The following is a 21,271-nucleotide window of genomic DNA, read 5'->3' as shown; positions in this document are numbered from 1 at the left end:
ATCCTTTTTTACTCGTATTTTTAAAAAAATTAACTTATTAAAATTAGGTTTGATATGACAGCTATACATATTGATACATTGCAAAATTGGAAAACTAAAAAGAATAAATTTGCTGCTATTACGGCTTATGATTTTAGTTTTTCTAAATTATTCGCAAACCAAGGTATTCCAGTTATCCTTGTTGGAGATTCTCTTGGAATGACTATACAAGGACATAATTCAACAATACCTGTAACTATTCAAAATATTGAATATCACACAAAAGCAGTAAGAAAAGGAGCTCCAAATGTTTTTTTAATATCTGATTTACCATTTATGTCATATTATCAAGTTAATCAAGCTTTAAAAAATACCGCTAAAATTATTCAGTCTGGCGCTAATATGATTAAAATTGAAGGTGGCAAACATTTAATTAATATTATCAAAGAATTATCTAATAGATCTATATTAGTATGTGGGCACATAGGATTAACTCCACAATATATAAACTATTTAAATGGATATAAAGTACAAGGAAAAACAGAAAAAAGTGCAAAAAAAATAATAGAAGACGCATTATTACTTGAAGATGCAGGAATTAAAATGTTAGTACTTGAATGTATTCCTTCTGTATTAGCTAAAATAATTACTGAAAAATTGTCTATTCCAGTAATTGGAATAGGAGCAGGAAGATATACCGATGGTCAAATACTAGTTATGCAAGATATATTAGGAATAACTGAAGGAAAAAAATTAAAATTTGTAAAAAACTTTTTATCTCAAAGTGGAAGTATTCAAAATGCAATTCAAACATATATTGATGAAGTAAAAAAAGGTATTTTTCCTAATCAAAAATATAGTTTTTAAAAAAATAAAATAAGAAAATTATGAATATAATAAAAAAAATAAATATTTTATATAAAGAAATTCAACTACTTAAAAAAAAACAAAAAATAATAGGATTAATACCTACAATGGGAAATCTTCACGAAGGCCATATTCAATTAATGTTATTATCTAAAAAATATATTGATATTTTAGTAGTAAGTATATTTATTAATCCTATGCAATTTGAAAATTTATTAGATTTTAAAAAATATCCTAAAACTTTATCAAAAGATTTAAAAATTTTAAAAAAAGAAAACGTAGACATTGTTTTTATTCCTAAAATATCTGAAATTTATCCTAATGGTTTTAAAAAACATACATATATTCAAGTTCCTAAGTTATCTAAAATTATTGAAGGCCAATCAAGACCTGGTCATTTTATAGGAGTTACTACAATAATTGGGAAATTATTTAATTTAATACAACCTAATTTTTCATTTTTTGGTGAAAAAGATTATCAACAGTTGTTAATTATAAAAACTGTAGTTAAAGAACTTAATTATCCTATCAAAATTATCAGTTTACCCACTATTCGATTAAAAACTGGATTAGCTTTTAGTTCAAGAAATAAATATTTAAATAATTTAGAACTTAAAAAAGCTCCTTTATTATATAAAACTATAAATACAACTATTAATAATATTATTCATACTAAAGGAAAAAAAATAAACACTATTATTCTTAATTCAAAAAAAAACCTAATAAAAAATGGTTTTTTAATCGATATATTTAATGTATATAACGCAAAAACACTTGATAATTTCTCTATAAAAAATAAAATAAATATTCTTCTAGCATCTGTTTGGTTAGGTAAAACTCGTTTAATTGATAATAAAAAATTTATATTACCTAACTAATAAAAAATTTTTATTTCTTAAATACTACTTTTCCAATATATGGTAAATAACGATAACATTGAGCATAATCTATTCCATAACCAACCATAAAATCATCAGGTATTGAAAAACCTATGAAATCAACATTAATATTTACTTCTCGACATTCAGGCTTATCTAGAAGTGTACAAATTGATAAAGATTTCGGATTTCTTAATTTTAAAATACCTAATACTTTGCTTAAAGTCTTTCCAGAATCAATAATATCTTCAACAATTAAAACATTTTTATTATATATATCCTCATCTAAATCTTTAATAATTTTTACATCACCACTGGATATAATACCGCGTCCATAACTAGATGTTGTCATAAAATCAACTTCATGCTCAACTTTTATACTTCGACATAAATCTGCTATAAATACAAATGAACCACGTAATAAAGCAATTAATATCATTTTATTTGAACTATTTTTATATTTTTTAGTAATTTCTTGACCTAGTTCACGTACACGAATATTTAACTCTTTTTCAGAAAAAATAACTTTAATAATATGTTTCATAATATCAACTAATTTTATAATTTATATAGTTTAATTATACTAAAAAAATATTTTATTGATTTTTATTAAAAATATTATAAATAATATTTTTTAAAAAATTTAAAAATTAAAATATTTATTTTTAAACTATTGCAATAGTAATAATCATTATGATATAAAAAATTTATTATACTTAAAAAATGTTTATTTCTTACATTATTTAAAAAATGATTTTTATATAAAAATATATTTTATATAATCTTATTAAGGAATTCATGCGGATAAATAATATGATTGTTTAAAATGTTTTAATCAATATAAAAAACTTTTTAATAAAATATTATTTTTTTAATTTGATTAAAAAATAATTAACTAAATATATGATAAAATTAATAAAATAAAATATAAATTTAATAATGATAATATATTTTCTTAATTTAAAATTTAATTCTTATTAAAAATATCTAATACATTAATTAAATTCATTTAAATATTAACTATTACTTATTAACGTAACTATTACTTATTAACGATTTTACCTCTCAGGATATAAAACAAATATCTATTCATAATCTTATTAAAAAATAACTATTCCATTAAATAATAAAATATACATATATTCTAGGAGCAAGATATTTTCAATAAAAAAACTAATGATAAATTAATTCGAGTTTTTATGAAATAAATTTAAGGATTCATAAAATATGAAACTATTAAAATTTGGTGGAACCTCACTAGCTAACGCAAAAAAGTTTTTATGTGTAGCTGATATTATAGAAAAAAATCAAATAAATGAACAAATTGCAATAGTTCTTTCAGCTCCTGCTAAAGTAACTAATTATCTAGTAAAAATTTCTGAAAATAATACTAATACTAAACAACTATTAGAATATGCTAATCTTTCAAAAAATATATTTATTGAAATTATAAAAAATATAAAAAAAATAATATCTTATTTTAACTATGAAAAAACAAAAAAAACAATTATAAAAGAGTTTAACGAATTAAAAAAAATTATAGATAATATTATATCATTAAAAAAATGTCCTGAAAGTACTAAAGCTATAATAATTTCTCGAGGAGAAATACTGTCTATTTGTATTATGAAAAATATATTACAATCCCTAAATCATCAAGTTACTATTATTAATCCTGTAAAAAACCTTGTATCTATAGGAAGTTACTTGAATTCAATAGTTAATATTAATGAATCTAAGAAAAATATAAAAAAAATAAATATAAATAATAACGATATTATTTTAATGCCAGGTTTTATTGCAGGTAACAAAAAAAATGAAGTAGTAGTATTAGGGCGTAATGGATCAGATTATTCTGCTGCAATATTAGCTGTTTGTTTAAAAGCAAGAATATGTGAAATATGGACAGATGTTGATGGAGTATTTACTTCGGATCCAAAGAAAATATTTAATACTTCCTTATTAAAATCTATATCATATGAAGAAGCAAGAGAACTATCTTATTTTGGAGCTAAAGTATTACACCCAAGAACTATTGAACCACTTGAAAATTTTAATATCCCATGCGTTATTAAAAATACTTCTAATATAAAATCTAAGGGTACATTAATTTGTAAAACAAAAAATTTAAATAAAACATCTTTAAAAGGTGTAACTAATTTAGATAATGTTACTATGTATACAATATCTGGTTCTATATTAAAAAAAACAAATAATATATTTATTCGAATAAATAAAATACTTACAGAAAAAAGCATTAATATTATCTTAATAACTCAATCTTCTTCAAAAAATAATTTTAGTTTTTGTACTTTTAAAAAAGATCAAGAAAAAATTCTATCTTTATTCAAACAAGAATTTAAATTAGAATTAGAAAACAAATTATTAGATAATATGAATATTAATAATAATATATCTATTTTATCTGTTATTGGTTTGAATATTTATAAAAAAAACAATATTATATCAAAAATTTTTTCTGCTTTAAATCATCCTAATATTAATATATTTTCAATTGCGCAAGGTTCTTCAAAACATTCCATATCAATAGTAATTGATAAAAAAAACATATTTAAAAATCTTCAAAATGTTCATAATATATTATTTTATAACAAAAAAATTATAAATGTTTTTTTAATTGGAGCAGGTGGAGTAGGAAAAGCTTTAATAAAACAAATATTAAAACAAAAAAAATTTTTACATAATAAAAATATAGAAATTAAAATTAATGCTATTGCTAACTCCAAAAAAATATTATTTTCAGATAACTTTATTGATCTAAAAAATTGGGAAAAAAACCTACAAGAATCAACAAATAAATTTAATCTTGAAATATTAAATCAATTATTAAAAAATAACAATTTTTTAAATTCTGTTTTAATTGATTGCACCGCAGACGAAAATTTATCAAAACAATATACTAATTTTCTTTCACTAGGATTAAATGTAGTTACATCCAATAAAAAAGCAAATACTAATTCATTAGAATATTATAATAATATTAGACGAACTATGTTAAAAACTAATAAAAAATTTTTATATGAAACTAATGTTGGAGCAGGATTACCTGTTATACAAACATTACAAAATCTATTTAATACAGGTGATAATCTAATTTGTTTTCAAGGTATTCTATCTGGTTCTTTATCTTTTATTTTTGGTAGATTAGAAGAAGGTATTTTATTATCAAAAGCTATTGAAGAAGCTAAACAACTAGGATTTACTGAGCCTAATCCATATGATGATTTATCAGGAATAGATGTTGCAAGAAAATTATTAATTCTAGCTCGTGAAATCGGATATTCAATAGAATTAAAAGATATTCAAATTGAACCAATATTACCTGACTTTTTTAAGAAATATCAAGATACTAAAGAACTTTTAAATAAAATAAAAAAAATAGACTGTAAATTTAATCAAATAGTAAAAAAAGCAAAAAGTTTAGGCAACGTATTACGATTTGTTGGAACAATAGAAAAAAAAGGAAAATGTTCAGTAAAAATCAAACAAATTCATAAGAAACATCCATTATATAAAGTAAAAAATGGCGAAAATGCACTGACATTCTATACAAATTATTATCAACCAATTCCTCTTGTATTAAGAGGATATGGTGCTGGTAACAATGTTACTGCCTCTGGAGTATTTTCAGACCTACTACGTATAATATTATAAACGTCAGTGTGGAGTACGGCAATGATTAAAATTTATGCACCAGCTTCCATTGGTAATATTGGAGTTGGATTTGATATTCTAGGTGCAGCCATAAAACCTATAAATGGTTACTTCTTAGGTGATCTTATTACAATTAAACTATCTCAAAATTTCCAACTAAATAATAGAGGAATTTTTTCTAATCAATTACCAATAAATAATCAACATAATATTGTTTGGAAATGTTGGTCTAAATTTTGTAAAAAAATAAAAAAAAATATTCCTGTTTCTATAATTTTAGAAAAAAATTTACCTATTGGTTCAGGATTAGGATCTAGTGCTTGTTCTATAGTTGCAACTCTAGTTGCAATTAATGAAATATTTAATACTCCATTAAATTCAAAAGAACTGCTATTACTTATGGGTGAAGTAGAAGGAGAAATATCAGGAGGAATTCATTATGATAATGTAGCTCCATCATATCTTGGAGGGATTCAATTAATCTTGGAAGATTATAATATCATTAGCCAAAAAATTCCACATTTTAAAAATTGGTTTTGGATAATAGCATGGCCGGGAATAAAATTATCTACTGCAGAAGCAAGAAAAATTTTACCTAATAATTACACAAGAGATATTTGTATTAAAAATAGCCGTTATTTAGCAAGTTTTATTCATGCATCATATACTAATCAATCTAATTTAGCAGCAAAATATATGCAAGAATTTATAGCAGAACCATATCGAAGTAAATTATTACCTAATTTTTTAAAAAATAAAGAAAAAATTAAAAAATTAGGAGCAATAAGTTGCGGAATATCTGGATCAGGGCCTACTATCTTTGCTATTTCAGAAAATATTAAAATTGCTCAAAAAATATCTTTATGGTTAACAAAAAACTATCTACAAAACGACACAGGATTTGTTCATATTTGTTATATAGATACGAAAGGTGCTAGAAAAATAGGATAAAAAATGAAACTTTATAATTTAAAAAATCATTGTGAACAAGTGAACTTTGAAACTGCTATAAAACTTGGTTTAGGAGAGCAACAAGGTTTATTTTTTCCAGTAAAAATACCAGTTATAACACCTTTTGAATTATCAAAAATATTAGAAATGGATTTTATTACAAGAAGTACTGAAATACTTGATAAATTTATTAATGGTGAAATATCTAAAAAAATACTATATGAGCATGTAAAAAAAGCATTTTCATTTCAAAAACCATTAAAAGTTAAAATAAAAAAAAATATAAGTTGCTTTGAGTTATTTCATGGTCCAACATTAGCATTTAAAGATTTTGGTGCTCGTTTTATGGCTCAAATGATATTTTCTTTAAATAAAAAAAATGAATCTTGTACTATTTTAACTGCAACATCAGGAGATACTGGTGCAGCAGTTGCACATGCATTTTATAAAATGAAAAATATTCGAGTAATTATTCTATACCCTAAAGGAAAAATTAGCTTATTACAAGAACAACTATTTTGTACTTTAGGAGAAAATATTACAACTATATCAATTAATGGTAGTTTTGATGATTGCCAAAATTTAGTTAAAACAGCTTTCAACGATAAAAAATTAAAAAAATTTATTGGCTTAAATTCAGCAAATTCTATTAATATTAGTCGTTTATTAGCACAAATATGTTACTATTTTGAAGCTTTTTCATTAATTTCAAAAGATCAAAGAAAGAATTTAGTTATTTCTGTTCCATGCGGGAATTTTGGAAATTTAACTGCTGGATTATTAGCTAAATCTTTAGGTCTTCCAATTAAATCTTTCATAGCATGTACAAACTCTAATGATACTGTCCCAAGATTTTTAAAAACTAAAAAATGGGAACCAAAAAAAACTATCTCAACTATCTCTAATGCTATGGATATTAGTCAACCAAATAACTGGCCTAGAATTGAAGAAATATTTAATAGAAATAATTGGAATTTAAAAAATTTAAGATTTGGAAGTGTATCAGATATAACTACAAAAAAAACAATTAAAGAACTTTTTAAACTAGGATATGTATCTGAACCACATGCTGCAATTGCATATCGATTATTAAATGATCAATTAAAACAAGATGAATATGGTTTATTTCTAGGAACTGCGCATCCATCAAAATTTAAAGATACTGTTGAAGAAATTTTAAATAATAATATTAAATTACCAGATGAGATTAATAACCGAATTAATTTACCATTATTATCTCATAATATTGATCCAAATTTTAATATACTTAAAAAATTTTTATTAAATTAATAAAAAAATTAGAGAGGATAATTATTCTCCTCCTCTCTAAGTAAAAATTAAATTATTTTTAAATATTAAATAAAAAATTAACAATATCACCATCTTTCATTTTATAATCTTTTCCTTCTATTTTACATTTTCCCATCTCTTTTAATTTAATTTCACTTTTATATTTAATAAAATCTGAATATTTAATAATTTGAGCACGAATAAAACCTTTACTAAAATCACTATGTATTTTATGAGCAGCTTGAATACTTGTACTACCCTCAGGTATTGACCAAGCATGAATTTCTTTAACACCAACTGTAAAAAATGTTATTAAATTAAGTATTTTATAACCAAATTCAATAACTTTATTCAAACCTAAATATTTTATATTAAAAGCTTTCATAAAATCTTTTTGTTCTTCTATATTCATTTTAATTAAATCTAATTCTAAATTAGAAAAAATTGGAATAACCATTGAATTTTCTTTCTTTGCAACTTCATATAACTGATTTAAAAAAATTAAAGATTCTTTATTTTCATTGATATTTGCAACATATATAGTTGGTTTTAAAGTTAAAAAACGAAACTCATGAATCAGTTGTTTTTCAAAGGTATTTAAATTTAATGTTTTTAACATTAAAAATTTTTTTAAATGATTTAGACATTTTTTTAAAATAATTAACTTTTTATCTATTTGTTTTACATTGTTTTTAAAATTTTTTTCTAACCTTGTTATAGATTTTTGACATATATCAAAATCAGATAATATAAGTTCAGAATTGATAATTTCTACATCGTTTTTTGGATTAATTTCATTATAAATATGAATGATATTATTATCTTTAAAACAACGAACTACATGTATAATAGCTTGTGTATCTTTAATATTAGTTAAAAATTGATTACCTAATCCATCGCCTTTAGATGCATTTTTTACTAAACCAGCAATATCTACAAATTCTATATATGCATGTACTATTTTTTTAGGAAAAATAATTTTAGCAAGCTCTTCAATTCTAAAATCAGGCACTAAAACAATTCCAACATTAGGTTTAATAGTACAAAATGGAAAATTGGCAACTGTAGCATTTTTTTTTGTAAGTGCATTAAATAAAGTAGATTTTCCAACATTTGGAAGCCCTATAATACCGCATTTAAAACTCATATGTATATAACCTTAAAAAATAGACATTAATATTTTATATTAAAAAACATATTTAATTAAAAATTAGTATTTAATAATATATGAGTTTTTTTTATAGCATGTTGAATAGATATTTTAATTAAATTTTTTTCTTCAGATATAGGTGATGAAAGCACAAAAGATGATATTTCATTTTTATTTTTAGGTCGACCAATACCAATTCTAAATCTATAAAAATTAATTTTTTTATTAAAATTATTTATAATACTTTTTAATCCATTATGACCACCATGTCCATAACTATATTTTAATTTTGATTTTCCAACTTCTAAGTCTAAATCATCATGTACTACTAATATTTCATTTAAATAAATCCGATAAAAAGAAGCTACTTTATAAATTACTTCACCATTAATATTCATAAAAATATTAGGTACAAATAATCTAATTTTATTTGAATTAATATTAATAAATGTAATAAAACCAAAAAATTTTTTTTCTTCTTTTAAGTATGCAGAAAAATATTTTGCTAAAGAATAAATATACCAAGAACCAACATTATGACGTGTTTTATGATACTTATTTTTAGGATTAGATAATCCAACAATCATTTTAATAGCAGTCAAAAAAATAATCCTTTAGTAATTCTTTAATTTTTTAAAAACATATAATAATGTATATTATATGTTTTTAAAATAAAATTTAAATAATTTAATTAAAAAATAAAATTATATATAAAAACTATTTTTGTAAACGATTATCTATTTCATCCCAATTTACTACATTCCAAAATGCTTTAATATAATCTAATTTTCTATTTTGATATTTTAAATAATAAGCATGCTCCCAAATATCTAAACCTAAAATTGGTTCACCATAAGTGTTTGATATTATTTTTCCCATTAATGGATTATCTTGATTTGCAGTAGAAACAACATTAAGTATACCATTTTGATTTACTAACCATACCCAACCTGAACCAAAATGATTCATAGCTATTTCTTCAAATATATTTTTAAAACCTTCAAAACTACCAAAATGTTTATCTAATTCTGATTTTATACTATTATTTAATATAGTGCCAATTTTTAAAGAATTCCAAAAAAGACTATGATTTATATGACCTCCTGCATTATTACGTAAAGCAGTTTTCTTTTCTAAACTTATTTCATTAAATATAGACATTAGCTCTTCAATTGTCAGAGATGAAAAAGCAGTATTTTTTAAAATAATATTAGTATTATTAATATAATTTTGATGATGTTTTGTATGATGAATTTTCATTGTTTGTTCATCAAAATAAGGTTCTAAAGCATCATATGAGTAAGGTAAAACAGGTAATAAATAACTCATTTTATTTTCCTATTAATTAAAAAAAATTAAATATAAAATAATATATATAAATTAAATTAAAAATTTCGTATTAAATATTCAAGTAAATTATAGTACACTTACTAAATAATAAACAAGAATCATAATAAATTATAAAATAAAAATAATTTTTTTATTACCACTTTTAAAATTATTATTTAAATAATAAAATTAAAAAATAAATTTAAATAAATTTTCTATAAAATTAATATCATAGATTCTAAAAAATGAGATGTAAATGTCTATCACGCAAAAATTTAATTTATTAAATAGCAGATTTCGTAGCTTTTATCCTGTAGTTATCGACATAGAAACAGCTGGTTTTAATCCTAAAACTGATGCAGTGTTAGAAATTGCTTTAATTACATTAAAAATGGATAAATTAGGATGGTTGCATAAAGAAAACACATTTCATTTTCATATCGAACCGTTTAAAGGTTCCACTATTAATTCTGATGCAATTGCTTTTAATAAAATAGATCCATTTAATCCATTACGTGGTGCTATTAGCGAAAAATTAGCAATTAAATCAATATTAGAAACAGTAGAAAATGGAATTAAAATTGAAGGTTGTAGTAAAGGTATTATAGTTGCTCACAATGCTAGCTTTGATCATAATTTTTTAATGGCTGCAATACAGAGAGTACAAACAAAACAAAATCCATTTCATCCATTTGTTACATTTGATACAGCAGCTCTAAGTGGGTTAGTTGTAGGAGAAACAGTTCTTGCAAAAGCATGTAAAGCTATTGGATTAACATTTGATAATAATCAAGCACATTCTGCGCTTTATGATAGCTTGCAAACTGCAAACCTTTTTTGTGAACTAGTAAACCGTTGGAAACGCTTAGGTGGATGGCCAATAAACCTTAAAGAAAATAAAAATATTTCTACATATTAAAATATATTACTTTTTAAAAAAAATCATTATTTTTTTAAATAAAAAGATATGACATTAATTTAAAATATATTTATTATAAATGTCATATCTTTTTTAAAAAAAATTAATTATCTTTCTTATATTTTTGAACTGTTTTAGATATTAATGTTTGTAATTCTCCATTATTTAACATTTCTAATATAATACTACAACCTCCTATTAATTTACCATCTACCCATAATTGTGGAAAAGTAGGCCAATTTGAATATTTAGGTAGTTCTTTTCTAATATCTGTATTTTCTAAAACATCTACATATGCAAATTTTTCACCACATGCAGATAATGCTTGAACTGCCTGAGCAGAAAATCCACAACTTGGAGAGCTCGGTGTTCCTTTCATATAAATCAAAATAATATTATCTTTAATTTGACGTTCTAATTTTTTAATTATATTCATAAATATTTCCAACTTTAAAAAATTGATCTTTTTTACTATAAACTATTTTAAAATATTTTATAGACAATTTTATTTTTTTTTGTAATACTAATTAATAAATTATTTTTTCTAATGATATATTATTACGGGGCTGTTTTGGATTCGACAAGATTATCAAAAAAATAAAGTGCATGCCGAGGAACGGTTTGCCTCGATAAAAGCCGTAAAAAAATAGATACAAATAACAAACAAAACTACGCATTAGCAGCTTAAAATACTGTATAATGCCCTTTAATCTCAAAATTACCTCTTTTATTAATGAGATGTTATTAAAGGTTATTTAAAAAGAGAAAACGTATCAACTAAGCTTGACAGTTGAGCGAAAAAATTTTCAAGCTATATTCCTAAAATGATTTTTTCCAAATTAGGAAATGAATTTTTTTGAAAAAATAAGCATGTAGTATCTTTATTTATAGAAATTTTGGACGCGGGTTCAAATCCCGCCAGCTCCAAAAATTTTTAAAATTAAAAATTTTCTAATTCCCTTATATTAAAATCAATAACTTTATCATTATTAAAAAAAATATTTAATATTTCTTTTTTACATCTACTAATTTTACATTTTTTATAAAAAATATAATGATACGAATCACTAAAAGTATCAGAAATAATTGGATAACCAAAAATATAAATTATTTGTTCTCTTGTCATACCTTTGTATTTTTTTTTAAAATTCTTTAAATTCATATAAAATTCATTCATATCATCTGAATAATATTCTTCAGAAGAATAGTTTTGACCTTTTAGAAAAGAACAACTAGTACATAAAAAAGTTATTAATAATAATATAAAAATTCGTATACTCATTAATTACTTCCTATTATAAAATATTTTTAAATTATTTAAAAAAATTTTTTAGACCAATTTAATTTTGAAGTTAAAGTTTGAAAATAATTATAACTTTTAGGATGGATAAGATTTAAATAATAGTTGCTTTTACGAATTAAAACATATTGATTTTTATTAACAGGCAAAACAATTTGACTATCACAACTAATTTTTAAATTTTTTTCTAAATGAGAAAATTTTAAACAAATCAGACTATCACTTCTAATTACTAAAGGTCTAGCTGAAAGAGTATGAGGAAACATAGGTATTAATAATATTGCTTCTAAAGATGTAGATATAATTGGACCTCCTGCAGATAATGAATAACCTGTTGATCCAGTTGGAGTTGAAATAATTAAACCATCAGAACGTTGTGAAAATGCAAATTTTTTATCAATATAAACCTGAAATTCTATCATATGAGCAACATTTTTAGGATGCAAGACCACTTCATTAATAGCAATGCTCGATTTGTAAAGTTTTTTTTTATGATAAATTTTAGTATCTAATAAAAATCGTCGTTCTATTATATAATCACCAGACAAAACTTCTAATAATTTTTTAAAACGATTATCAGGATTAAGATCTGTTAAAAACCCTAAATTACCTTGATTAATACCAATAATATTAATATTAAAATATGATAAAACACGTGCTGCAGATAATAAATTTCCATCTCCACCAATTACGATAGCTAAATCACAAAGTTTACCAATTTCTAATAAAGTCGCTGTATTTGGTTGTATTAATTTTAATTTTTTAGAAATATTATATTCAATAAAAACTTTATAACCTCTTTTAATTAACCATTTATAAAGCGTCTCATGTGTTAAAAATGCATTAGAATGACGAGGATAACCAACAATACCAATACAATTAAAATATTGTTTCATTCTATTTAAATCCCTAATTAAAATATATATTTATCCATATATGAATCAACTTGAAAGTTATAAAAAAAGAATTTATATTTAACTAGTTAATAATATTTAAAAAGGTGACATTATGGATACTGAAAAAAAACAAACAAAAGAAAAAAATACTAAAACGCAACATAAAAAAAATAAAAATGATATAATTCAAGAAGATACACAACCTAAAAAAATAAATATAAATCAATTAAAAACAGATTTATCGAATAATAAAAAAAAAATAAATGACATAAAATTAAGACATTTAGCAAATATAGAAAATATTAAAAAAAATACAGAAATTGAAATAAAAAATATAAAAAATATAAAAAAAGAACAATTTTTTAGAGAAATTATACCTGTTATAGATATTTTAGAAGAAATATTGTCTTATTCTAAAGAAAAAAAAATGGAACATGATACCTTAATACAAGGAATACAGTTAACACTGAAATCTTTGCTTAAAATAACAAATAAATTTGGATTAAAAATAGAAGATAAAAAAAATGAAATATTTAATCCAAAAATTCATCATGTTATATTAACTGAAAATTCAAATAAAACAAAACCTAATCATGTTGTTTCAGTAAAACAAAAGGGATTTATCTTTAAAAATATTATACTTAGAAAAGCTTCTATTATACTTTCTAAAACTTAAAATATTTTTTAATTTCAATTAAAAACGTTATTAATATTTTAATAAATAAAAATAGAAAAAATATTAAAAAATTTTTTCTATTTTTTAAATAAATTATTTTTTTAAAATTAAATGTCAAACCAATTAATTTCTTTTTTTTTACATTTCACTAATATTTTATTAGTTTTAGAAAAATGTTTGCATCCTAAAAAACCTCGATGCGCTGAAAATGGAGAAGGATGTGGTGCTGTTAAAATATAATGCTTATTAATATCAATTAAATTAATTTTTTTTTGTGCGTTTTTTCCCCAAAGTAAAAATATAATAGATTTTTTATATTTACTAATATAAAAAATAACTTTATTAGTAAACGTTTCCCACCCTATATGATTATGGGATTTTGGTTTTCCTGATTCAACAGTTAAAATAGTATTTAATAAAAAAACACCTTGATAAGCCCAATTTTCAAGACAACCATGAGGAAATATATAATTTTTTTTAAAATCATTATTTAATTCTTTATATATATTTTTTAAAGAAGATGGTATAGTTTTTTTTTTAAGTACCGAAAATGCTAAACCATGTGCTTGATTTTTTGAAAAATAAGGATCTTGTCCTATAATAACTACTTTTATTTTCTCAAATGGAGTCAGAAAAAAAGCATGAAATACATCTTTTGAAGATGGATATATTATTTTTTTTAAACGTTCTTTTTTAATATAATTAATAATATCCAAAAAATATTTTTTTTTTTTCTTGAGATAAAAGTTTTTTCCAAGTTAAACTATTTTTCATAATAAATTCTCTCTAAAATTAAAAAAATATAATTAATATTTAATAAAATAAAAGGAAAAAAATATGATATTAGTAACAAAAAAAGCACCAAATTTTCAAGCTCCAGCAGTTTTAGATAATGGAAAAATTACAAATATTTTTGATCTAAAAAAATATTCTGAAGGTCAAGCAATTGTTTTATTTTTTTGGCCAATGGACTTTACTTTTGTATGCCCCTCTGAAATTATAGAATTTAATAAATCTTATGAAGAATTTAAAAAAAGAAATGTAAAAATTGTAGGTGTATCTATTGATAGCGTGTTTGTACATCAAGCATGGCAAAAAACACTCCCTAAAAATGGAGGAATTGGAAAAATTAAATTTCCTATGATTTCTGATATAAAACATGAAATTCAAAAATCCTACGGTATTGAGCATCCAGAATTAAATGTAGCACTAAGAGCCTCATTTTTAATTGATAAAAATTGGATTGTTCGCCACCAAACAATTAATGATCTTCCATTCGGACGTAATATTAATGAAATAATACGTATGATAGATGCTATAGAATTTCATAATAAATATGGAGAAGTTTGTCCAGCTAATTGGAAACCAGGAAAAGACGGTATACAAACTTCTGTAGAAGGAGTTTCTTCATATTTAAATAAACACTACTCATAATATTACTTAAAAAATTATTTTAAAGTCAGCAAATATATGCTGGCTTTATTTGAATTAAAAATTTTAATGAAAAAAATTATTATATTTTTTAAAAATTATTAAATAAAATTATCATCGTTAATATCACTTATGTCATTAATATCATTAGTATTTTCATATTCATCAAAATTAGATAAATTTTCAGAATCTACAAAGTCATTTTGATCATTATAGTCTACCAAACTATTATCATTATAATCATAAGATCCATCATGATCTAAATTAGATATTACATGTTCATTATTAATAGTATCAAATATTTCTTCTTCCGGTTTACTATGGTTAAAAATATTCATTAACATATTACCTAAAATCATCCCTCCTGCTACACCAGTTGCAGTTTGTAATGCATTTTTAAGAAAACCACTGCTACTATTATTTGTTATAGGACCTATAGTTGAAGTAGAAGTTGGCATATGATTGCATGATCTTGGAATATTTGAATTTTTTTCCCAAATACTATTAGATTTTTCTAAAGAATTAGGTTCCTTTTTAAAAAAACTAGATAAAAAACTTGGCTTTTTATTTTTAATATCAATCGTAGATAATTTATTTTCTAATTCTTCGATTTTTAAACTTAATTTTTTAATTGCAGTTTCTTGAATTAATATTGTTTGAACCATGTAATAAGAAGAGTATGGCTGCTTTTTTACTAAATCTTGAATCAAATTATTTGCACCATCATCACGATCTGAAGAATTTAATTCAGCATTTTTTAAACGATAAAATAAATTTTCTATTAATTTTTTTTCTTCATCTTTCATAAAAAAATCTCATATTTAATTAATTAAAATTGAAAAAATATTATTTTTAATATTCAACATTTTAAGAATTATTTTTGACTAACTATTATTTTAATACTTTCATTTAAAATAAACAATATAAAAAATTTTTAAATTTATAATCTATTTCTTTACGTTCATCTGAGTTATCAATTATGTTATAATTTTTACTTAATTTTATTAGTTTAAAAGAGATAATAGTTATATGAAAGAACTTGCACGAAAGATAAGACAAGTGAATATTGAAGAAGAATTAAAAAGTTCTTATTTAGATTATGCTATGTCTGTCATAATAGGTCGAGCTTTACCTGATGTTAGAGATGGTTTAAAACCAGTTCATCGAAGAATATTATTTGCAATGTATATATTAAATAATGATTGGAATAAACCATATAAAAAATCTGCTAGAATAGTAGGAGATGTAATTGGTAAATATCATCCACATGGTGATTCAGCTGTATATGATTCAATAGTACGTATGGCACAAAATTTTTCATTAAGATATATGTTAATAGATGGTCAAGGAAATTTTGGTTCAATAGATGGGGATGCTGCAGCAGCAATGAGATATACAGAAATTCGTATGTCTAAAATTGCACATGAATTATTAACAGATTTAGAAAAAAATACTGTAGAATTTTTACCTAACTACGATAGAACTGAATATATTCCAGAAATATTACCATCAAAAATACCAAATTTATTAATTAATGGTTCATCTGGTATAGCTGTTGGAATGGCAACAAATATTCCCCCACATAATTTATATGAAGTAATTAATGGATGTTTAGCATATATAGAAAATAATAATATTACAATCGAAGAATTAATTAAATATATTCCAGGTCCAGATTTTCCTACTTATGGAATTATTAATGGAAAATCAGGTATTGAAGAAGCATATCGAACTGGAAAAGGAAAAATTTACATTCGAGCTCGAAATAAAATTGAAAAAAATAAAAAAAATAATAAAGAAAGTATTATTTTTTATGAAATTCCTTATCAAGTTAATAAATCACGTTTAATAGAAAAAATAGCAGAACTGGTAAAAGAAAAAAGAATTGAAGGAATTTCAGCCTTACGTGATGAATCTGATAAAGATGGTATGAGAATTGTAATCGAAATAAAAAAAGAAGCTTTATCAGAAATTATTTTAAATCAATTATATTCTCTTACACAATTACAAGTTTCTTTTGGAATTAATATGGTTGCATTATGTCAGGGACAACCAAAAACTTTATCTTTAAAAGAAATAATAAAATTTTTTATATTACACAGAAAAGAAGTTGTTACACGTCGTAGTATTTTTGACTTAAAAAAATCACTTAAAAGAAGTCATATTTTAGAAGGATTAAATGTTGCTTTAATAAATTTAAATACAATTATTAATTTAATAAAAAATTCAAAAAATTCAATAGAAGCAAAAAAACTTATAATAGAAAAAAAATGGATTTATGATAATGAAAAATATCATATTCAGAACACTTCAAAAATAAAAAAATCAAATAAAAAAATTAATTACTACTATTTTACTGAAAAACAAGTACAAGCTATTTTAGATTTACGTTTGCAACGATTAACAAATTTAGAACAAAACAAAATTACTTTAGAATATAATAATTTAATAAAAAAAATTAACGAACTAGAAGAAATACTAAAAAATCCACATCGTATGTTATCAGTAATTAAAAAAGAATTAATATCTATACAGTGTAATTTTCATGATAAAAGAAAAACAGAAATTACTGAAAATCATAATAATATTAGTATCGAAGATTTAATAAACCAAGAAGATGTAGTAGTTACACTCTCTCATTCTGGATATGTAAAATATCAACCTATTTCAGATTATAATGCGCAAAAAAGAGGAGGAAAGGGTAAATCTGCAGCTAAAATTAAAGAAGCAGATTTTATACAAAACTTAGTAATAGCTAATACACATGATATGATTTTATGTTTTTCAAGTCGAGGTATTTTATATTGGATGAAAGTATATCAATTACCAGAGTCAAGCCGACATGCCAAAGGTAAACCTATAGTTAATTTACTACCATTAAATCATAAAGAAAGAATTACAGCTATTTTACCTGTAAATAAATATAAAGATAATCTTTATATTTTTATGGCAACTGAACAAGGTATAGTTAAAAAAACTTCTTTAAAAAAATTTCAAAAACCTAGATCTGCTGGAATTATAGCTATTAATTTAAGAGCTAATGATCAATTAATTGGAGTAGCATTAACTAATGGAAATAATAATATTATGTTATTTACACAAAATGGAAAAGTAGTTCAATTTTCAGAAAATAGTGTTAGAACGATGGGAAGAACTGCATCTGGTGTCAAAGGTATTAAAATTATAAAAAATGATAAAGTAGTTTCATTAATTGTTCCTCATCAAAAAGAAACTATTTTAATAGCAACTAATAATGGATATGGTAAGCGAACAAAAATTTCTGATTTTCCAATTAAATCACGTGCGACAAAAGGGGTAATTTCTATTAAAATAACAAAAAAAAATGGAAAAATTATTGGGGCAATACAAGTTGTAGAAAAAGATCAAATTATGATGATCACCAATGCAGGAACATTAGTTAGAATTAGAGTTTCAGAAATAGGAGTTTTAAAAAGAAACACACAAGGCGTAATTTTAATACGAACATCAAAAAACGAAAAAGTTGTTGCTTTACAAAGAATTGTTAAACCTATTATAAATAATATCTAATAAAAATATATTAATAATTAAATACAAAATAAAATTAAAAACATATATTTATAACATAAGTTGAATAAATATGAAAAATAATCTATTTGTAATTAAACGTAATGGAAGGAAAGAACAAATTAATTTAGATAAAATTCATAAAGTTTTAAACTGGGCTTCTAATGGACTAGAAGATATTTCTGTTTCTCAAGTAGAATTAAAATCAAGAATTCAATTCTATAATAATATAACAACTATTAATATACATGAAACAATCATAAAAGCAGCAGCAGATTTGATTTCTGAAGATACACCTGATTATCAATATATGGCTGCTAGACTTTCTATTTTTCATCTTAGAAAAAAAGCATATGGTCAATTCGAACCTCCTAAATTATATAAACATGTAAAGAAATTAGTTCAACTAGGAAAATACGATAAAAATTTATTAAAAGATTATTCCCATGAAGAATATACAATAATGAATTCTTTTATTGATCATCATCGTGATATGAATTTTTCTTATGCTGCCGTAAAACAATTAGAAGGAAAATATTTACTACAAAACCGAATTACTGGAAAAATTTATGAAAGCGCTCAATTTTTATATGTTTTAATATCTGCATGCTTGTTTTCTAAATATCCTAAAACAATTCGAATGAATTATATACAACGTTTTTATGACGCAATTTCTACTTTTAAAATCTCATTACCTACTCCAATTATGTCTGGTGTAAGAACACCAACTCGTCAATTTAGCTCTTGTGTGTTAATTGAGTGCGCAGATAATCTAAATTCTATTAATGCAACTACTAGTTGTATTGTAAAATACGTTTCACAACGAGCAGGAATTGGAATTAATGCTGGTCAAATTAGAGCTTTAGGAAGCCCTATTCGAAATGGAGAAGCATTTCATACAGGATGTATTCCTTTCTATAAACATTTTCAAAGTGCAGTTAAATCTTGTTCACAAGGAGGTGTTAGAGGAGGTGCTGCAACAATATTTTATCCAATATGGCATTTTGAAATTGAAAATTTATTAATTTTAAAAAATAATCGGGGTATTGAAGAAAATAGAGTACGTCATCTCGATTACGCTGTTCAAATTAATAAATTAATGTATAAAAGAATGCTATCAGGTCAAAATATTACATTATTTAGCCCTCATGATGTCCCAGAATTATATATAGTATTTTTTTCTGATCAAAAAAAATTTAAAGAAATGTATATTCAATATGAAAAAAATAAAAATATAAGAAAAAAAACTATTAAAGCAATTGATTTATTTTCTCTAATTATGCGTGAAAGAACTTCTACAGGACGTATTTATATACAAAACGTAGATCATTGCAATTCACATAGTCCTTTTAACCCAAAAGTAGCACCAATAAAACAATCCAATTTATGTTTAGAAATTACCTTACCTACAAAACCACTCAATGATATTTATGACACAAATGGAGAAATAGCTCTTTGTACATTATCAGCTTTAAATTTAGGAAAAATAAAAAATTTAAAAGAACTTAAAGAATTGTCAAGACTATCAGTACGTGCATTAGATGAAATATTAGAATATCAAAGCTACCCTATTAAATGCGCAAAAAAATCTTCTATTTCAAGACGTTCTTTAGGTATAGGTGTAATTAATTTTGCATATTATTTAGCTAAAAATAAAGTTCGTTATTCAGATGGAAGCGCTAAAAATTTAACACATAAAACTTTTGAAGCAATTCAATATTATTTATTAAAAGCATCTTGTGAATTAGCGAAAGAAAAAGGTGCATGTATATTATTTAATCAAACTAATTATTATTTAGGTAAATTACCAATTGATACATATAAAAAAGATATAGATATAATATGTCATGAACCTTTGCATTTAAATTGGAAGTTACTACGAAAAAAAATTAAAAAATATGGATTAAGAAATTCTACTTTATCAGCTTTGATGCCATCGGAAACTTCTTCTCAAATTTCAAATGCTACTAATGGAATTGAACCACCAAGAGGGTTTATTAGTATTAAAGCATCAAAAGATGGTATGTTGAAACAAGTTGTACCTGAATATAAAAAATTAAAATCTCAATATGAATTACTCTGGGATATACCAAATAATACTGGATATTTAGAACTCACAGCTATTATGCAAAAATTTATCGATCAATCTATTTCGGTTAATACTAACTATGATCCAAAACGATTTTTAAATGAAAAAATACCAATGAAACAACTATTATACGATTTACTTTTATCATATAAATTAGGAATAAAAACTTTATATTACCAAAATACTAGAGATGGTGCTGAAGAAAGTTATAATTTTGATGTATTAGAAAGAAATAAAGAAGATAATTGTACAAGTGGTTCTTGTATTATATAATAAAACATAAAAAAAATTTATT

At 22.8% G+C, this 21,271-nt stretch carries 18 protein-coding genes, 1 other RNA gene and 1 pseudogene; 11 read left to right on the top strand and 9 right to left on the bottom strand.

Features of this window, described 5'->3' with window-relative positions; genetic code table 11:
* Window positions 1-54: 54 nt before the first annotated feature.
* On the top strand, window positions 55-846 hold the full coding sequence (gene panB, locus AB4W67_RS00960) for a 3-methyl-2-oxobutanoate hydroxymethyltransferase (RefSeq protein ID WP_367682708.1): 792 nt from the start codon (window positions 55-57) through the stop codon (window positions 844-846).
* Window positions 847-866: 20 nt separating this feature from the next.
* A complete protein-coding gene (panC, locus tag AB4W67_RS00955) occupies window positions 867-1,724 on the top strand; it encodes a pantoate--beta-alanine ligase (protein ID WP_367682707.1) in 858 nt (285 codons plus the stop codon).
* 10 nt (window positions 1,725-1,734) lie between these two features.
* Here panC and hpt read toward each other — a convergent pair whose 3' ends face one another.
* Complete coding sequence (gene hpt / locus AB4W67_RS00950) at window positions 1,735-2,268, bottom strand: hypoxanthine phosphoribosyltransferase (RefSeq protein ID WP_367682706.1); 534 nt, start codon at window positions 2,266-2,268, stop codon at window positions 1,735-1,737.
* A 683-nt stretch (window positions 2,269-2,951) separates the two neighbouring features.
* On the opposite strand from hpt, the gene thrA reads away from it, so the two are divergent.
* From thrA to thrC, 3 genes are read left to right on the top strand one after another with little or no spacing between them, the layout of a single operon-like run.
* Window positions 2,952-5,399, top strand: a complete 2,448-nt coding sequence (gene thrA / locus AB4W67_RS00945; RefSeq protein WP_367682705.1) for a bifunctional aspartate kinase/homoserine dehydrogenase I — start codon at window positions 2,952-2,954, stop codon at window positions 5,397-5,399.
* Between the two features lie 21 nt (window positions 5,400-5,420).
* Window positions 5,421-6,350 (top strand): homoserine kinase, encoded by a 930-nt coding sequence (thrB, locus tag AB4W67_RS00940; RefSeq protein WP_367682704.1) that lies wholly within the window; start codon window positions 5,421-5,423, stop codon window positions 6,348-6,350.
* A 3-nt stretch (window positions 6,351-6,353) separates the two neighbouring features.
* Window positions 6,354-7,640, top strand: coding sequence for a threonine synthase (thrC, locus tag AB4W67_RS00935; RefSeq protein WP_367682703.1), 1,287 nt, complete (start codon window positions 6,354-6,356; stop codon window positions 7,638-7,640).
* Window positions 7,641-7,698: 58 nt separating this feature from the next.
* Here the strand turns inward: thrC and ychF are convergent, their stop codons facing one another.
* From ychF to AB4W67_RS00920, 3 genes are all read right to left on the bottom strand, one after another.
* Window positions 7,699-8,787, bottom strand: a complete 1,089-nt coding sequence (ychF, locus tag AB4W67_RS00930) for a redox-regulated ATPase YchF (RefSeq protein WP_367682702.1) — start codon at window positions 8,785-8,787, stop codon at window positions 7,699-7,701.
* Between the two features lie 56 nt (window positions 8,788-8,843).
* Window positions 8,844-9,377, bottom strand: coding sequence for an aminoacyl-tRNA hydrolase (gene pth, locus AB4W67_RS00925; RefSeq protein WP_367682795.1), 534 nt, complete (start codon window positions 9,375-9,377; stop codon window positions 8,844-8,846).
* Between the two features lie 130 nt (window positions 9,378-9,507).
* Window positions 9,508-10,119: a Fe-Mn family superoxide dismutase gene (locus tag AB4W67_RS00920; RefSeq protein WP_367682701.1), complete on the bottom strand. Its 612-nt coding sequence runs from the start codon at window positions 10,117-10,119 to the stop codon at window positions 9,508-9,510.
* A 256-nt stretch (window positions 10,120-10,375) separates the two neighbouring features.
* Between AB4W67_RS00920 and rnt the strand changes: the two genes are divergently transcribed.
* On the top strand, window positions 10,376-11,038 hold the full coding sequence (gene rnt / locus AB4W67_RS00915; protein WP_367682700.1) for a ribonuclease T: 663 nt from the start codon (window positions 10,376-10,378) through the stop codon (window positions 11,036-11,038).
* A gap of 103 nt (window positions 11,039-11,141) precedes the next feature.
* Here the strand turns inward: rnt and grxD are convergent, their stop codons facing one another.
* The gene (gene grxD, locus AB4W67_RS00910; RefSeq protein ID WP_367682699.1) at window positions 11,142-11,474 is read right to left on the bottom strand and encodes a Grx4 family monothiol glutaredoxin; all 333 of its coding nucleotides are present in this window, start codon (window positions 11,472-11,474) and stop codon (window positions 11,142-11,144) included.
* 126 nt (window positions 11,475-11,600) lie between these two features.
* Here grxD and ssrA point away from each other — a divergent pair.
* Window positions 11,601-11,966: a transfer-messenger RNA gene (gene ssrA, locus AB4W67_RS00905) on the top strand.
* A gap of 12 nt (window positions 11,967-11,978) precedes the next feature.
* On the opposite strand, the gene bamE is transcribed toward ssrA, so the two are convergent.
* Both bamE and nadK read right to left on the bottom strand, forming a co-directional pair.
* Complete coding sequence (gene bamE / locus AB4W67_RS00900) at window positions 11,979-12,320, bottom strand: outer membrane protein assembly factor BamE (RefSeq protein WP_367682698.1); 342 nt, start codon at window positions 12,318-12,320, stop codon at window positions 11,979-11,981.
* Window positions 12,321-12,355: 35 nt separating this feature from the next.
* Window positions 12,356-13,234 carry an NAD(+) kinase gene (gene nadK, locus AB4W67_RS00895; RefSeq protein WP_367682697.1) on the bottom strand — a complete coding sequence of 293 codons (879 nt, stop codon included), beginning with the start codon at window positions 13,232-13,234 and terminating at the stop codon, window positions 12,356-12,358.
* A 112-nt stretch (window positions 13,235-13,346) separates the two neighbouring features.
* On the opposite strand from nadK, the gene AB4W67_RS00890 reads away from it, so the two are divergent.
* A complete protein-coding gene (locus tag AB4W67_RS00890) occupies window positions 13,347-13,910 on the top strand; it encodes a nucleotide exchange factor GrpE (RefSeq protein WP_367682696.1) in 564 nt (187 codons plus the stop codon).
* A 107-nt stretch (window positions 13,911-14,017) separates the two neighbouring features.
* Here the strand turns inward: AB4W67_RS00890 and ung are convergent.
* Window positions 14,018-14,684 (bottom strand): annotated as a pseudogene (gene ung / locus AB4W67_RS00885) (uracil-DNA glycosylase).
* 63 nt (window positions 14,685-14,747) lie between these two features.
* Between ung and AB4W67_RS00880 the strand changes: the two are divergent.
* On the top strand, window positions 14,748-15,344 hold the full coding sequence (locus tag AB4W67_RS00880; RefSeq protein WP_367682695.1) for a peroxiredoxin: 597 nt from the start codon (window positions 14,748-14,750) through the stop codon (window positions 15,342-15,344).
* A gap of 98 nt (window positions 15,345-15,442) precedes the next feature.
* Here the strand turns inward: AB4W67_RS00880 and AB4W67_RS00875 are convergent, their stop codons facing one another.
* A complete protein-coding gene (locus AB4W67_RS00875; protein ID WP_367682694.1) occupies window positions 15,443-16,147 on the bottom strand; it encodes a DUF2076 domain-containing protein in 705 nt (234 codons plus the stop codon).
* 223 nt (window positions 16,148-16,370) lie between these two features.
* Here AB4W67_RS00875 and gyrA point away from each other — a divergent pair, with 223 nt between their 5' ends.
* Window positions 16,371-18,890 (top strand): DNA topoisomerase (ATP-hydrolyzing) subunit A, encoded by a 2,520-nt coding sequence (gene gyrA / locus AB4W67_RS00870; RefSeq protein ID WP_367682693.1) that lies wholly within the window; start codon window positions 16,371-16,373, stop codon window positions 18,888-18,890.
* A gap of 70 nt (window positions 18,891-18,960) precedes the next feature.
* Window positions 18,961-21,249, top strand: a complete 2,289-nt coding sequence (nrdA, locus tag AB4W67_RS00865; protein ID WP_367682692.1) for a class 1a ribonucleoside-diphosphate reductase subunit alpha — start codon at window positions 18,961-18,963, stop codon at window positions 21,247-21,249.
* Window positions 21,250-21,271: the final 22 nt, after the last annotated feature.

This window comes from Buchnera aphidicola (Protaphis terricola) (assembly GCF_964059145.1).
Classification (GTDB): Bacteria; Pseudomonadota; Gammaproteobacteria; order Enterobacterales; family Enterobacteriaceae; genus Buchnera; species Buchnera aphidicola_BP.
The sequence above is the reverse complement of the archived record's forward strand: the minus strand, read 5'-3'. Positions and strand labels throughout refer to the sequence as shown.